General features: G+C 73.9%; 13 protein-coding genes. 8 read left to right on the top strand and 5 right to left on the bottom strand.

Translation table 11 applies throughout. The features are described from left to right. Nucleotides 1-101 precede the first annotated feature (101 nt). Both K330_RS23035 and K330_RS0118000 read left to right on the top strand, forming a co-directional pair. Complete coding sequence (locus K330_RS23035) at nt 102-1,958, top strand: glycosyltransferase family 4 protein (protein WP_022923211.1); 1,857 nt, start codon at nt 102-104, stop codon at nt 1,956-1,958. After that, nucleotides 1,955-3,406, top strand: coding sequence for a glycosyltransferase (locus tag K330_RS0118000; RefSeq protein ID WP_029202852.1), 1,452 nt, complete (start codon nt 1,955-1,957; stop codon nt 3,404-3,406). Before K330_RS23035 ends, K330_RS0118000 begins: the two co-directional genes overlap by 4 nt. On the opposite strand, the gene K330_RS0117995 is transcribed toward K330_RS0118000, so the two are convergent. Continuing rightward, nucleotides 3,369-4,712 carry a glycosyltransferase gene (locus K330_RS0117995; RefSeq protein ID WP_022923209.1) on the bottom strand — a complete coding sequence of 448 codons (1,344 nt, stop codon included), beginning with the start codon at nt 4,710-4,712 and terminating at the stop codon, nt 3,369-3,371. The two genes, K330_RS0118000 and K330_RS0117995, sit on opposite strands and share 38 nt — an antisense overlap. Nucleotides 4,713-4,777: 65 nt before the next feature. On the opposite strand from K330_RS0117995, the gene K330_RS0117990 reads away from it, so the two are divergent. After that, nucleotides 4,778-5,314, top strand: coding sequence for a PadR family transcriptional regulator (locus tag K330_RS0117990; protein ID WP_022923208.1), 537 nt, complete (start codon nt 4,778-4,780; stop codon nt 5,312-5,314). Continuing rightward, nucleotides 5,311-5,637, top strand: a complete 327-nt coding sequence (locus tag K330_RS22275; RefSeq protein WP_022923207.1) for a hypothetical protein — start codon at nt 5,311-5,313, stop codon at nt 5,635-5,637. Before K330_RS0117990 ends, K330_RS22275 begins: the two co-directional genes overlap by 4 nt. 7 nt (nt 5,638-5,644) lie before the next feature. Here K330_RS22275 and K330_RS0117980 read toward each other — a convergent pair whose 3' ends face one another. Then, a complete protein-coding gene (locus K330_RS0117980; RefSeq protein WP_022923206.1) occupies nt 5,645-7,870 on the bottom strand; it encodes a RecQ family ATP-dependent DNA helicase in 2,226 nt (741 codons plus the stop codon). A 95-nt stretch (nt 7,871-7,965) separates the two neighbouring features. Between K330_RS0117980 and K330_RS0117975 the strand changes: the two genes are divergently transcribed. From K330_RS0117975 to K330_RS23030, 3 genes are read left to right on the top strand one after another with little or no spacing between them, the layout of a single operon-like run. After that, nucleotides 7,966-8,745 carry an HAD family hydrolase gene (locus K330_RS0117975; protein ID WP_022923205.1) on the top strand — a complete coding sequence of 260 codons (780 nt, stop codon included), beginning with the start codon at nt 7,966-7,968 and terminating at the stop codon, nt 8,743-8,745. A gap of 55 nt (nt 8,746-8,800) precedes the next feature. Then, nucleotides 8,801-11,398, top strand: coding sequence for a glycoside hydrolase family 65 protein (locus K330_RS22270; protein ID WP_022923204.1), 2,598 nt, complete (start codon nt 8,801-8,803; stop codon nt 11,396-11,398). A 57-nt stretch (nt 11,399-11,455) separates the two neighbouring features. After that, a complete protein-coding gene (locus tag K330_RS23030; protein WP_156875876.1) occupies nt 11,456-12,031 on the top strand; it encodes a hypothetical protein in 576 nt (191 codons plus the stop codon). 32 nt (nt 12,032-12,063) lie between these two features. On the opposite strand, the gene K330_RS23975 is transcribed toward K330_RS23030, so the two are convergent. Continuing rightward, a complete protein-coding gene (locus tag K330_RS23975) occupies nt 12,064-12,468 on the bottom strand; it encodes a LysM peptidoglycan-binding domain-containing protein (protein ID WP_022923202.1) in 405 nt (134 codons plus the stop codon). A 226-nt stretch (nt 12,469-12,694) separates the two neighbouring features. Between K330_RS23975 and lexA the strand changes: the two genes are divergently transcribed. Next, nucleotides 12,695-13,423, top strand: a complete 729-nt coding sequence (lexA, locus tag K330_RS0117955; RefSeq protein WP_022923201.1) for a transcriptional repressor LexA — start codon at nt 12,695-12,697, stop codon at nt 13,421-13,423. 136 nt (nt 13,424-13,559) lie between these two features. Here the strand turns inward: lexA and K330_RS0117950 are convergent, their stop codons facing one another. Both K330_RS0117950 and K330_RS22260 read right to left on the bottom strand, forming a co-directional pair. Continuing rightward, entirely contained in the window at nt 13,560-13,892 is a 333-nt protein-coding gene (locus tag K330_RS0117950; protein WP_022923200.1) for a PRC-barrel domain-containing protein, read from the bottom strand. 120 nt (nt 13,893-14,012) lie between these two features. Then, complete coding sequence (locus tag K330_RS22260) at nt 14,013-14,432, bottom strand: PRC-barrel domain-containing protein (protein WP_022923199.1); 420 nt, start codon at nt 14,430-14,432, stop codon at nt 14,013-14,015. Nucleotides 14,433-14,509 lie beyond the last annotated feature (77 nt).

The raw sequence follows: 14,509 nt of genomic DNA, 5'->3' as shown, positions 1-14,509 counted from the left end.
AGCTCCTTCCGCCCAGGACGGCCCCGGGCCCGAGCCAGTATGACAACGCCGGGCGCGAGTGCCTCGGAGGACCCGCCCGTGCCGGACGTAGGGTGGCCCCCATGCCGAGCACCTCCGTCGACAGCGGTGACGATCTCGTCGTGGTCCTCACCCCGTGGTACCCCACCGTGGACAACCCCGTCTGGGGGACGTTCGTGCGGGACGCGGTCGTGGCCCTGGGGCACCACCACCGGGGGCCGCTGCGCGTCGTGCACGTCGACGGCGACCCGCTCACGGACACCGAGGTGGCCGAGGGCCGTGGCCCCGACGACACCTGGAGCACCGAGGACGAGCGTCCGGAGGCTGTCGTCCGGGTGGTCCGCGCCCCCTTCCCCCCGGACACGTCCCGGGCGCAGGCCATCGAGCGGCACCGCGCGGCCCTGGCGGAGCACGCCGCCGACCTGCTGTCCCGCGCGTCCGTGGTCTCCGCCCACGTGGGTGGCCCGACGGCGGCGGCGGTCGCGCCGCTGCTGCCCCGGGCTGCCCGCCTGACCGTCACCGAGCACGCCACCTACGTCCGGGGCCTCTTCAAGGACACCGCGGCCGCGGTGATGTACCGCGAGGCGGTGGCCCGGGCGGCAGCCGTGCTGGCGGTGAGCGACGCGACGGCGCACGTGCTGCGGTCGCTCTGCCCTGAGCACGCCGACCGGGTCCACACCGTCCCCAACCCTGTCGACGTCGACGCGCTCCCGCCCCGTGACACACCCTCGCACCGCCGGGACCGCTGGCTCTTCGTGGGCAACCTCGTGGAGCGCAAGGGGGTGCGCACGCTGCTCGCCGCGTTCGCCGAGGAGGTGGCCGAGACCGGGGACACCCGCCCCGACCTGCATCTCACCCTCGTCGGCGACGGACCGTTGCGGACGGAGCTCGAGGCCCAGGCCGCCCGGTCCGCGCCGGGCCGGGTGACCTTCACCGGGCGTGCGGCGCCCGAGATGGTCGCCGCCGTCTACCGGGACCACGACGTCCTCGTGCACCTCTCGGCGCACGAGACCTTCGGGCTGACGGTGGTCGAGGCCGCGGCCACCGGGCTGCCGGTGGTCGTCGCCCGCTCCGGAGGGCCGGAGGAGACCATGGTCGTGCCCGAGGGGTTCGGCCTGTGCGCCTTCGTCCCGCAGCACCCGACCGCGCGTCAGGTGCGCGACGCCGTCGGTGCCCTGCGCGACGACACCACGGCCGAGGACGTCGCGGCGGTGCGCCACGTGCTCCGCAGCCTCTACGGCCGTGAGCGCGCGGCAGACCTCCAGGCCCGGTACGTCCTCGGGCGGCCACCCGCGGATCCGGCCGCCGCACCCCTGGACCTCCAGGTCGTGGCGGTGTTCCAGGGCCTCGGCGGCTGGGGCCAGCTGCAGCACGGCGTGGCGCGGTGCGCCGACCTCGGGGTCCGGGTGGTGGCGGCCGACGTGCAGTCGCAGTTGGCGTCGGTGCCGGCCGGTGTCGACCTGCTCACCCCTGGCGACCCCGATACCGACAACCTCCTGCGCCGGGTCGAGCGGGCTCTCGTGGACCGCCTCCCCCGGACGGCGCTCGGTCAGGTGGCCCGCGCCCTGCCGCGGCTGCCCGAGCGGGTCGCGCGGCCGGGGCTGCGTGGCGTCACCGCCGCGGAGCGTCTGCACCGCAAGGTCTCCCGAGCCTCCCATCGTCGCCTCTACGGCAAGGTGTGGCCCCTGGTGCGCGGCCAGGCCGTCGCGCGCCGCGTGGAGGCGACCCCCGAGCTCTCCCGGCTCGGGCACCCCGACGTCATCGTCCACCAGGGCCGCTCGACCGAGCTGCCGTACCGGCTGGCCGCGCGGCACCCCGACGCCCTCGTCCACCAGGGCGGCTTCACCGGCAGCGACCTGGCGCGCTGGTGGGTCCGCGTGCACGGCCCCGGCGGCACACGCGCCACGACCCGCGCCGGCGCCGAGGGGCCGGCGCGGTGACGCCCGACCCGCCGGGCTGCGCATACCGTCCGCACGTCGCGATCGTCGCCTTCTACTTCCCGCCGTCCCGGGCCAGCGGGGTCTACCGCATGCTCGCGCTGGCCAACTACCTGGCCAGGCAGGGCTGGGACGTCACGGTCGTCACGGTCACCACCGACTTCTTCGAGCGCATCACCCAGTCCTCCGACCCCTCGCTGCTCGACGCGGTCGACCCGCGGGTCACCGTGGAGCGCGTGCCCCTTCCGATGAAGCACCTCGAGCCCGAGCTGCGCCGCTTCGGCTGGTTCCGGGGCAACTACCCCGAGCTGCACCGACGGGTCATCCGCAAGCTGACCGTCCGGCTGTGGTGCGACCAGTACGGCCCGTGGGTGCCCGGGGTGCTGGCCCGCCTGCTCACGGTGCACCGCCGCCGACCCGTCGACCTCACGCTGGCGACCGGCAACCCGTACAGCTCCTACCAGGCCGTGTGGGCGATGAGGAAGGCGACCGGAGTCCCCTACGTCCTCGACAGCCGTGACTCCTGGACGCTGAACCTCTTCACCGGTGAGAAGGCCTTCCGCCCCGACCACGCCGCCCACACCTGGGAGCGCCGCACCTTCGCCGACGCCGAGCTCATCAGCTTCGTGAACTCGCCCCTCCTCGACTGGCACCGCCGTGAGTACCCCCAGGACGCCCACAAGATGATGGTCGTGGCCAACGGGTATGACGAGCACGGCACCTCCGAGCTGGTGCCGGGTGTCGCCAGCGACCCTGCCGACCCGGACGTCGACGTGTCAGGCTCACCCGAGCCGTTCACGGCCGACGAGGCGGCTGACGAGGCTGACCCCCAGGAGGCCACGGACGGGCTACCCACCCGGCTCGGCTACGTCGGCACCCTCACCGCCAACCAGCCGCACGACCTGGTGTGGGAGGGGTGGCGGCGGGCCAGGTCCGACGGGCGGCTGCCGCATGCCGTCGTCGACCTCTACGGTCATCTCGGCTTCTTCGGCGTGAGCGCCGCCGTGCGCGACCGCCTGCCCCTGCACGACCCCTCCCAGCAGGTCGTCTGGCACGGTGCCGTGGAGAAGGCGGACATCGCCAACGCCTACGCCTCGCTGGACGTGCTGATCATGATCGTCGCGGACTCCCCCTACGTCACCAGCGGCAAGGTGTTCGAGTACATGTCCACCGGCAAGCCCGTCCTCGGCCTCTACGAGCCGGACTGCGCGGTCGCCGACGTCCTCGGCGACTACCCGCTGCTCGTACGGGCCGCGTCGCTGGACCCCGACGACATCGCCGACGCCTTCGTCGAGGTGGTGGCGCTGGCGGGCACGGTCACCGCGGAACAGCGTGAGTCCGCGCGCGCCTACGCCACCCGCTTCGAGCGCACCCGCCAGCTGGCACCGCTGGAGCGGCGGATGCGCGAGATCGTCACCTCCCGCCGGTCACCTCGGCGAGCAGCGTCCTGACCCGCGGCGCGAGCTGGGCCTCGCGGGAGAACGGCCGGGCGAACTCCAGGCAGGCCTCGCGCGTCGCGCGGTCCGCCGACCGGGCGGCCGTCGCCGCCTCGACCAACGCTGCTGCGACGGCCTCCGGCGACAGGTCGCGCACGGGGAACCACAGCGGGTAGCCGCGCAGCACGTCCGTCGCGGCGTTGCCGGGGTCGTGCACCGAGACGATGGGCAGTCCGCTCGCCAGGTACTCGTAGACCTTGCCGCTCGTGACGTAGCGGCCCGTGCCCAGGATCAGCAGCAGCACGTCGAGGTCGGCGTAGACGTCCGCGACCGCCGTCTTGGAGACCGCGCCGTGCAGGACGACCCCGTCCTCGTCCGTGGCTCCGGGCTCCCGGGCAGCAGGTCCCGCGCCCGTGCGACCGGGGTGCTCGACCGCGTAGTGGCTGCTGTGGCCCCACAGGTGGGCCGTCGCCCCCGCCATGACCGGGGCCGTCTCACGGGCCCGCGACCAGCCGGCACGGAACTGCGCCAGGGGGACCTGCCGCGACATCGTGCCGATGTAGCCGAAACGCAGCGGGACGGCCGGGTCCGGCGGCTCGAGCCGGGGCGTCGGCGCGAAGTGGGGGTCGAAGCCGTTCGCGACGACGCACATGCTTCCCGCCGCGGCCGGGTGCTGCTCGGCGTGCCAGGCGCGGATCGGCTCGTTGACGAACCACACCTCCCGCGCCGCCCTCATGAGCCGGCCCTCGAGCCGGTCCACGCGGCTTCCCCGCCGGTGCGTCCGGCGGCCCGTGAAGACGTCGAGCTGCCAGGCGTCCCGGTAGTCGACGACGTAGGGGACGCCGTGCCGACGGTGCAGCACGTCGGCGGCCGCGAGGTCGACGTAGGGGTTGGCCGTCGCCACGACCAGGTCGACGGGTCGCTCGGTGTGGACCTCCAGCGCCTCCTCCTGCAGCGGACGCCGCCACGGCCCGTACCCGGGCTCGGGAAAGGGGACGCGGTCCAGCTGCTTGCGCGCCCGCCACCACACCGGGGGTGCCAGGCGTCGCGCCAGGGGCCACTGCGCGGGGTCCGGCTCCCGCGCCGGCCAGGTGAAGGGTATGCGGTGCACCCGCACGTCGGGGTGCACGTGCGACTCCAGCGCCTCGTCGACGGCGGTGTAGCGCTCGAAGGCCTCCCGCTGCGCCGTCAGCACGGTGACCTCGGCCCCGGCCTCGGCGAACGCCCGGGAGATCGCGAGCGCCCGGTAGACGCCGCCGCCCCGCGCCGGCGGGAAGCCCCAGGCGACGAAGAGCACGTGGGCGGGGACGGACGACGGCACGGACGCGAGGCTACGGCACCGTCGGACCCTTGCCTTGTTGTCTCTGCCAGATATATCGTGAGCGGGTGAGCAGGTCGTCCCGCACCCGCTATGCCGTCCTCGGCATGCTCACGCACGGCCCGATGACGGGCTACCGCCTGCGCGAGGAGATCGGCAGCTCGGTCGGCCACTTCTGGCAGGAGAGCTTCGGCCAGCTCTACCCGACGCTGTCCCGCCTCGAGGATGAGGGGCTCGTCCGTCGTGCGGAGGGCGAGGGACGCTCGTCGCCCTTCGAGCTCACCGACGCCGGCCGGGAGGCGTTGCGCGCCTGGCTCGCCGCTGAGCCGGAGTCGCTCTCCCCCGGCCGCAACGAGCTGCTGCTGCAGGTATTCTTCGGCCGGCACGCCCCGCCGGGCGTCCTGCGCGGCCACCTCGACCGGCACCGGGCGCGCCTGGAGGCGGCCCGCGACTCCTACCGCGACCTCGAGCGTCTCGTCGCGGCGCAGGACTCCCCCGACCGCACCTACTGGCTCGTCACGGTGCGCCACGGGCTCGCGCACGTCGAGGCGGGCCTGGGCTGGCACGCCGAGGCCGTCGCCCTGCTGGACGAGGAGATGCCATGACCACCCCGACGGACGCCGGGGCCGGCCCCGCCCTCCCCCACCCGCCCCGCTGGCACGAGCGGCACGCGCGGGCGCTGGGGATCGCGGGCGCCGCCGCGGCCGCGGGCATGACGGCGCTGTGGCTGGTGGTCGTGCCCGAGAGGGCCGCGGTGACCGGCGGCCTGCAGTCCTGGGCGCTCCGCTGGGGCCACCCGGCGTCGTGGGCCTGCCTCACCGGCGTCGGGCTGACGGTGGCCACGGGCGCCCCGAGGCGGTGGCGCGACGTCCTGGCCTGGGCGGCCCTGGGCTGCTACGCGGTGTTCCTCGTCGCGCTCGTGCTCTGAGCCGGCGTCAGCCCTCGACCGCCAGCACCAACGGCAGCACCGCCTCCGCCCCGGCCCGACGCAGCTCTCGCGCCGCCACGGTGACGGTCCACCGTGAGTCGACCAGGTCGTCGACGAGCAGCACCGGCCCCGGGTTGGCCGTCAGCGCGGCCGACAGCTCCGGCCCGACCGCGATCCGGTCCCAGACGTTGGCGAGCCGGAAGGCGCTGTTGCCGCCAGGCTCACCCACCGGTCCCCCGTGGGCGTAGTCGAGCGTGCCCAGCAGCGGCAGCCGGCCGATCTCGCTGATCTGCGCGGCCAGCGACCCCACCACCGCCGGCCGGCGCCGCGAGGGCATCGCGACGACCCCGACCGGTCGTGCCGCCCAGTCCCAGCCGGCCAGCACCTGCACGACCGCCCGCACCACCTCCGGCGGCACCGGCTGACCGGCCTCGACGCCGGCCTCGGGGTCCTCGGGGTCGACGACGCGCGAGGTGCCCTCGGCGAGCACGGTGCGCAGCCGCTGCCCCCAGCCCAGGTCGGAGAGCCGCGCGAGCGCCCGACCCGGCTGCGCCTGCTCCTCGGGGGAGATCTTGCCCTTCACCTCGACGCCCAGGCGCGGCATACCCGTGGGCCACTGGGCGCGGGCCTCGACGGGCACGCCCACCCCGCCGAGCTGCTCGCGCGCCGTGCCGAGGGCGGCCTCCGGGACCTCCGTGGGGTACCACGCGCCGGCACAGGAGTCGCAGCGCCCGCACGGGCTGGCGGTCGGGTCGTCGAGGCACTCCTGCAGGAAGGCCATCCGGCAGCCGTCGGTCTGCTGGTAGGCGATCATCAGCTCGGCCTCGCGCACGCGCGCGTCGGCCACCCGCTGGTAGCGCTCCCGGTCGTAGACCCAGGGCTGGCCCGTGCCGACCCAGCCGCCCTGCACCTTGTCGACGGCGCCGTCGACGTCGAGCACCTTGAGCAGCAGCTCCAGACGGGTGCGACGCACGTCGACCATCGTCTCCAGGGCGGGGGTGGACAGGGGCCGCTGCGCCTCGGCCAGCGCGGTGAGGACGGCGTCGGCCTGGTCCTGGCGCGGCATCGAGACCGTGGCGAAGTAGGACCAGATGTCACGGTCCTCCGACCCCGGCAGCAGCAGCACGTCGGCCCGCTCGGTGGCACGTCCGGCGCGGCCCACCTGCTGGTAGTAGGCGACCGGCGAGCTCGGGGCGCCCAGGTGCACGACGAAGCCGAGGTCGGGCTTGTCGAAGCCCATCCCCAGCGCGCTGGTCGCGACCAGCGCCTTGACCTGGTTGTCGCGCAGCGCCGCCTCCAGGCGCTCGCGCTCCTCGGGGTCGGTCCGCCCGGTGTAGGCGGCGACCTCGTGCCCGGCCTGGCGCAGCGCCTCGGCGACGTCCTCGGCCGCCGACACCGTCAGGCAGTAGACGATGCCGCTGCCGGGCAGGCTACCGAGGTGGGCCACGATCCAGCCGAGGCGCTGCTCCGGCGTCAGGCGCGGCAGCACACCCAGGCGCAGGGACGCCCGGGCCAGCTGACCCCGGATCGTGCTGACGTGGGCACCACCGGCGCCCAGCTGCTCCACGACGTCCTCGACCACCCGCTCGTTGGCGGTCGCCGTGGTCGCCAGCACCGGGGTGTCGGAAGGCAGCCCGTCGAGCAGCGTGCGGATCCGGCGGTAGTCCGGGCGGAAGTCGTGCCCCCAGTCGCTGATGCAGTGCGCCTCGTCGACGACGAGCAGGCCGCACCGGGCGGCGAGGTCGGGCAGCTGCTCCTCGCGGAAACGGGGGTTGTTGAGCCGCTCCGGGCTCACCAGCAGGACGTCCACCTGGTCGGCGGCCAGGGCGGCGCGCACGTCGTCCCACTCGGTGGCGTTGGCGGAGTTCATCGTCACGGCCCGCACGCCCGCCCGGGCCGCCGCCGCGATCTGGTCGCGCATGAGGGCCAGCAGCGGCGAGACGATGATCGTCGGGCCGGCGCCCTGCGCGCGGCGCAGGGCGGTCGCCACGAAGTAGACGGCCGACTTGCCCCACCCGGTCCGCTGCACCACCAGCACCCGCGCCCGGTCCTGGACCAGCGCCAGCACCGCCTCCAGCTGCCCGTCGCGGAACTGCGCATCGGGCCGCCCCACCAGCCGGCGCAGCGCCTCCTCGGCGGCGGTGACCAGCCCCGGGTCCACGGCCGTGAGGTCGGCCCCCTCCCGGTCGACCACCGCGGTGCTGCTGACCGGCTGCTGCTCGTTCGACGACATGCCCCTGACGGTAACGGCACATCCCGACAACCCCCCACGCGCCGTCCACAGGCGTCAGGTCGAGACGACGGCCCGACTGCCCTACCGTTGGCCGGATGGAGTGGGAGAACGTCGACGCCGTGCTGCTCGACCTCGACGGCGTGCTGACGCCGACCGCCGAGGTCCACATGCGGGCCTGGGCCACGCTGTTCACCGGCGTGCTCGAGGACCTGCCCGAGGGCGACGGCGACGACGTCGACACCTCGCCCTACACGGACGAGGACTACTTCGAGCACGTCGACGGCCGTCCCCGCTACGAGGGGGTGGCCGCCTTCCTGGGCTCCCGCGGCATCGAGCTGCCCCACGGCACCCCCGACGACGCCCCGGACGCCGCGACCGTCTGCGGGCTGGGCAACCGCAAGAACGTCCTGTTCAACGAGCTGCTGGACGCCGAGGGCATCGAGCCCTACCCCGGGTCGGTCGCCCTGCTCGACCACCTCCAGGACCGCGGCACGGCCGTCGCGGTGGTCACCTCCTCGCGCAACGGCCCGCACGTGCTGGACACCTCGGGCCTGGCCGAACGCTTCGAGGTCGTCGTCGACGGCACGGTCGCCGCCGAGCAGGGTCTGGCCGGCAAGCCAGAGCCGGACACCTACCGGTATGCCGCCGAGCGGCTCGGCACCGACCCCTCCCGGTGCGCCGTCGTCGAGGACGCGGTCTCCGGCGTCCAGTCCGGCGCGGCCGGCAGCTTCGGCGTCGTGGTCGGCGTGGACCGCGGTGTCGGCGCGGACGCCCTGCGCTCGGCCGGCGCCGACGTCGTCGTCACCGACCTCGCCGAGCTCCTCCCCCGCGAGCAGCAGGACGCCTGGCGCGACCGCATACCCGCCCGCCCCTGACCCCGCCCGAGGCCTGCCCCGGCCCCGCCCCGTGACCGCACCCCCTGGAGAGCCCGTGCACGACGCGATCCCCTCGCACCGCCCGCCGCAGCCCGTCGACCCGCTGGACCGCAGCCGCTTCCCCGTCGACCCCTGGCGCCTCGTCGAACGGGGCTACGACGGCCGCGACCTCGGGCTGACCGAGACCCTCTTCTCCGTCGCCAACGGCTACCTGGGCCTGCGCGGCAACGTCGAGGAGGGCCGCGACACCCACACCCACGGCACCTACGTCAACGGTTTCCACGAGACCTGGACGATCCGGCACGCCGAGGATGCCTTCGGGCTGGCCCGCGTGGGCCAGACGATCGTCAACGTGCCCGACCCCAAGACGATCAAGCTCTACGTCGACGACGAGCCCCTGCTGCTCTCCGACGCCGACCTGGAGGGCTACGAGCGCAGCCTCGACCTGCGGGAGGGGGTGCTGCGGCGCGAGGTCGTGTGGCGCACGACCTCGGGCAAGCGTGTGCGCATCTCCAGCACCCGGATGACCAGCGTCGTCGAGCGGCACCTGGCGGTGATGACCTTCGAGGTCGAGATGCTCGACGGGCACGCCTCGCTGGTCGTCTCCAGCCCCGTGCTCAACCGCCAGGACGGCTCGGACGAGTACGACGTGCGCTCGGCGGCGATGGGTGAGGGAGTCGACCCCCGGCAGGCCCACTCCTTCGGCCACCGGGTGCTCCAGCCCACGCTGCACGAGGTCCGCGACGGCCGGCTGCTGCTGGGCTACCGCTGCACCAACTCGGGGATGACCATCGCCACCCTGGCCCAGCACCGCATCGAGACCGACAACCCCTGGACCGAGCGGCTCACGGTCGAGGAGGACCTCGCCCAGCACGTCTACGAGATCGCCGCCGAGCAGGGCCGGGTGGTCCGCATCGACAAGCTCGTCACCGTCCACACCTCCCGTGGCGTGCCGCCGCGCGAGCTGGCCGACCGCTGCGGGCGCACGATGGACCGGGCGGTCTCCGCGGGCGTCCCGCAGCTGCAGCGCGAGCACGCCGAGCTGTGGGCCCGCTTCTGGGCCGAGTCCGACGTGGAGATCGAGGGGCAGCCCGAGCTGCAGCAGGCGGTGCGCTGGAACCTCTTCCAGCTGGGGCAGGCCACGGTCCGCGCCGGCAACCACGGGATCCCGGCCAAGGGGCTGACCGGCACCGGCTACGGCGGGCACTACTTCTGGGACACCGAGTGCTACGTCGTGCCCTTCCTCACCTACACCCACCCCCAGGCGGCCCGCAACGCGCTGCGCTTCCGGCACGGCATGCTCGACGACGCCCGCCGCCGGGCGGCGGAGATGTCACAGTTCGGGGCGCTCTACCCGTGGCGCACGATCAACGGCGCCGAGGCGTCGGCCTACTTCCAGGCCGGCACCGCGCAGTACCACATCAACGCCGACATCAGCTACGCCCTGATGAAGTACGCCCGGGCCACCGGGGACCGGCAGTTCCTGCTCAACCAGGGTGTCGACATGCTGGTGGAGACCGCGCGACTGTGGGCCGACCTCGGCTTCTGGCAGGTCAACGGCGACCAGTCGTTCCACATCCACGGGGTGACCGGGCCCGACGAGTACAACACCGTCGTCAACGACAACTTCTTCACCAACATCATGGCCGCGCACAACCTGCGAGCCGCGGTGGAGACGGTGCGCGCGCTGGAGGAGTCCGACCCCGAGCAGATGGCCCGGGCGCGGGCGCGCCTGGGGCTGCACGAGCGCGAGGTCGAGGACTGGCAGCGCTGCGCCGACCACATGCACATCCCCTTCGACGAGCGCACGGGCATCCACCCCCAGGACAGCCACTTCCTCGACCGGGAGGTGTGGGACCTGGACGCGACGCCCGCCGACCGGCGGCCGCTGCTGCTGCACTACCACCCGCTGGTCATCTACCGCTACCAGGTGATCAAGCAGGCGGACGTGGTGCTGGCGCTCTACCTGTGCGGCGACCACTTCACCGCCGAGGACAAGCTCGCCGACTTCGACTACTACGACCCCATCACCACCGGCGACTCCTCCCTCTCCGCGGTCGTGCAGTCGATCGTGGCGGCGGAGGTCGGCTACCACGAGCTGGCGCTGCGCTACTTCTACGCCGGCCTGTTCGTCGACCTCGCCGACCGCCACGGCAACACCGTGGACGGGGTCCACGTGGCCTCGACCGGCGGGGTATGGAGCGCCCTGGTCGGCGGGTTCGGCGGCATGCGGGACCACGACGGCCAGCTGAGCCTCGACCCTCGGCTGCCGGACTGCTGGCCGTCGCTGACGTGGCGGATGCGCTGGCAGCTGTCGCGGCTGCGCGTGCGGCTCGAGGCCGAGGCGATCAGCTTCGTGGTCGAGGTCGGCGAGCCGGTGACGCTGACGGTCCGCGGGCAGGAGGTGCAGGTCGGCAGCCAGGAGGTGCGGGTGCCGCTGGACGGCCAGGGCCCCCGGCGCGACCGGGAGCCCGAGCTGCGGCTGGTGGGCACGACGCCCTCCGCCCGCGGTCCGCGCGAGCACGAACCGCACCTGGCCGGCGGAGGCGTCGTGCCGCACAGCTGGTCGCACGAGCTGGACGACCCCACGAGCCCGATCCCGGTCCGGGCCCCTGGGGCGGGTCCGTTGACGCAGTCCGACCCGGTGAGCTGACCTGCGTGGTCGTCGTCCTGGTTGGGTCTGGCAGCACGCGTGTGGTCGGATAGGTCCATGACTGACCCGACGTCGATGCCGTTCCAGGGGCAGGAGCCCCGTGACGGCGACTCGCTCTACGAGGGCCGTCGGCCCGCCCCGGGGCCGGAGACCGCCGCGGGGGGCACCGACGCCCAGGACGCCGTCCCCGCCGACGCCCTGCCGCCCACCGAGACCGAGACCGACCTGCTGGCCGCCCGGGTCGAGGGCCCCGACGACCACGCCGGCATGACCGACCTGTGGCGGGCCACGATGGGCCTGCCGCACTGGTGGTTCATCGCCGTGGGCGAGGAGGGTATGGAGTCGCCCGCCGCCGCCGAGATCGACGGGCAGCTCATGCTGCTGACGTTCACCAACGCCGAGCGCGCGCGCCACTTCGCCGTGCAGAACGGCATGATCGGGGCCGCCGACGACCTGCGCGCGATAGCCCTCCCACCCGGCGAGGTCGTCGACTCCGCAGACGCCTACCGCCGCTCCTCCATCGCGGGCCTGATGTTCGACCCGCACCTGACCGGTTACTTCATCCCCTCCGAGCAGCTGCCCGTCGTCTGGGAGGCCGTCACCTCCGACGACGACACCGAGCCGCAGGGCTGAGGGGTCCCGCCCGCCGCTCAGCGTCCCAGCGCTCAGCGCCCGGGGATCACCAGCTCCTGGCCCACCGCGATGTCGGTGGTGCTGAGCCGGTTGGCGCGCTGGATGTCGACCACCGCGCGGTCGAGCGGCAGCTCGGGCAGCTGCTCGGCCGCGATCTGGGACAGGGTCATGCCCGGCTCGACCACCACCGCGCTCGTCGCCCCCGCCGGGCTCAGCGCGCTCACCAGCGAGGCGAGGGCCAGCACGAGCACCAGGGCCACCGTGGCGGTCAGCGTCAGCCGGCCCCGCCGGGTGATGTGCAGCGGCGCGGGCTGCACCCGGCGCTCGTCGGCGGCGACGAGGCGCAGGTGACCGCCGGGGCGTCCGGCCGGGACGTCCGTGGCGCGCTCCCGCGCACCCGCGGCGACGGGGAACAGGTCGACGACGGCTGTGCTCATGGTGGTCCTCCTGAGGTTGTTCGGACGCGTGTGCGATAGCACGTCTGTGCCATTCCTAGCACGGTTGTACGACTTTGTCGACACGCCGGTCGAACAGATGTTTGTCCGGCGGGCCTCGACCTCGTACGCTGTGGGCATGTCAGGAACACAACCACCGACCACTGACAGACCCTCTGACCTGGCCTGACGGCCAGGACCTGGCAGCCAGAGGAGACAGGGACGGACCATGGCAACCATCCACGAGATGCCCGACCGCGACGGCGGCGCCGAGCTGACCAACCGGCAGCGCCGCGTGCTCGCGGTCATCCGCGACTCGGTCGACGCACGGGGCTACCCGCCCAGCCTGCGGGAGATCGGCGAGGCGGTCGGCCTCACCTCACCCAGCTCGGTCGCCCACCAGCTCAAGATGCTCGAGCGCAAGGGCTACCTGCGCCGCGACCCCAACCGGCCGCGCGCGATCGAGGTCGTCCTGCCCGGCGCGGCGGAGGGTGCCGGCTACCGCCGCACATCGCCCACCACTGCCGGCCCCGAGGCCCCGTCCGGGGTCTATGACGAGACCGGCATCGGCGACGCCCGCCCGGAGGCGTCCTACGTCCCGGTCGTGGGGCGCATCGCGGCGGGCGGCCCGATCCTGGCCGAGGAGGCCGTCGAGGACGTCTTCCCCCTCCCGCGCCAGATCGTCGGCGACGGCGAGCTGTTCCTGCTCAAGGTCGTGGGCGACTCGATGGTCGACGCCGCCATCTGCGACGGCGACTGGGTCGTGGTGCGCCGTCAGCCCACCGCGGTCAACGGCGACATCGTCGCCGCGATGCTCGACAACGAGGCGACGGTCAAGACCTACAAGAAGCGTGACGACAAGGTCTGGCTGATGCCGCACAACCCGGCCTACGAGCCGATCGACGGCGACCACGCCGTCGTCCTGGGCAAGGTCACCGCGGTGCTGCGCCGCGTCTGACCCGAGGGCTCGGGACGCCCCACCGCACGCCTGGCTGCCACCGGCGGGTGCGAGCCGTCCCGCTCCCTGCAACGCCGCCCCACCTCGACCGGGGCGGCGTTGTGCTGTCCGGGTAGATGCGCGGCGTCCGCGCGGCTCAGGCCGAGGGCGCGGGCCCGTCGTCGACGGAGTAGTACTCGAAGAGGTCCTGCTCCTCGTCCTCGGACAGGTGCCGGTCGCAGGGGATGTCGGGAGCGGCCTTGATCATCGCGGTGCTGTAGGGGACGCGGATCTGCTCGTCCACGATCTCGGCGGTGGACAGCGGCACGAAGACCTTACGGCTGCCGATCCAGCCGGTGCGGACCGTCACCCAGGCGGGCTCGCCGGTCTTGTTGTCCAGGTAGACCTGGCCCATCGCGCCGACCCTCTCACCGCCCTGGTCCACCACCTCGGCGTCATACAGAGCGTTGAGCTGCTCCTGCGAGATCACGTCGTCCTCCTGGTTCGCGGACCGTCACCCGCACGACGGCCACAGACGAGCACATCACACCCGGGGCCACGACGCCAATTCCGGCCCGGCGCGGCGCCCTGCCCGCACCGTCACGCGCGGCTACCGCCCGGCGTCCCGGGCGTGCCGGCGCACCCGCCCCGACGGGCCGGCCTCCTGGTGGACGGCGCTCGCCCCGTGCTCGGCGGCACCCTCCGAAGCGGTGGGTGCCGCCAGGCCGTAGTAGCGGACGAGCTCGGCCAGCTGGTCCTGTCCGAGGTGCTCGTCCTCCTCCACGGTCGGCGCCTCCCGGATCTCCGGGCCCGAGGCGGACACCCGGATGCCGTCCTCGGTCTGCTCGCTGCCCTCCAGCGGCACCGGGTGCTCGCGCCCGGCGAACCACCCGGTACGCACGGTGATCCACGTCGGCGCCCCCGTCTCGTCGTCGAGGTAGACCTGGCGCACCGGGCCGAGCCGGTCACCGTCGACGCTCTTCACCTCCGCGTCGTAGAGGGCGTTGATCTGCTCCTGGGTCACGTCCACGTCGTCGTCCTCCTCCGGTTGGTCCGCGCGGCGGCGCCGCCGGCGGTCACGTCCACCCCCCGATCACACCATCCCTG

The organism is Ornithinimicrobium pekingense DSM 21552, assembly GCF_000421185.1.
In the GTDB taxonomy this organism is placed as follows: Bacteria; Actinomycetota; Actinomycetes; order Actinomycetales; family Dermatophilaceae; genus Ornithinicoccus; species Ornithinicoccus pekingensis.
The sequence above is the reverse complement of the archived record's forward strand: the minus strand, read 5'-3'. Positions and strand labels throughout refer to the sequence as shown.

Bases quoted from the DNA above. Each gene is read 5' to 3' on its own strand.
- K330_RS0117980 (WP_022923206.1), bottom strand. From the start codon at position 7,870: ATGTCGTCGAACGAGCAGCAGCCGGTCAGCAGCACCGCGGTGGTCGAC.
- K330_RS22275 (WP_022923207.1), top strand. From the start codon at position 5,311: ATGACCACCCCGACGGACGCCGGGGCCGGCCCCGCCCTCCCCCACCCG.
- K330_RS0117975 (WP_022923205.1), top strand. From the start codon at position 7,966: ATGGAGTGGGAGAACGTCGACGCCGTGCTGCTCGACCTCGACGGCGTG.
- lexA (WP_022923201.1), top strand. From the start codon at position 12,695: ATGGCAACCATCCACGAGATGCCCGACCGCGACGGCGGCGCCGAGCTG.
- K330_RS23035 (WP_022923211.1), top strand. From the start codon at position 102: ATGCCGAGCACCTCCGTCGACAGCGGTGACGATCTCGTCGTGGTCCTC.
- K330_RS23975 (WP_022923202.1), bottom strand. From the start codon at position 12,468: ATGAGCACAGCCGTCGTCGACCTGTTCCCCGTCGCCGCGGGTGCGCGG.
- K330_RS23030 (WP_156875876.1), top strand. From the start codon at position 11,456: ATGACTGACCCGACGTCGATGCCGTTCCAGGGGCAGGAGCCCCGTGAC.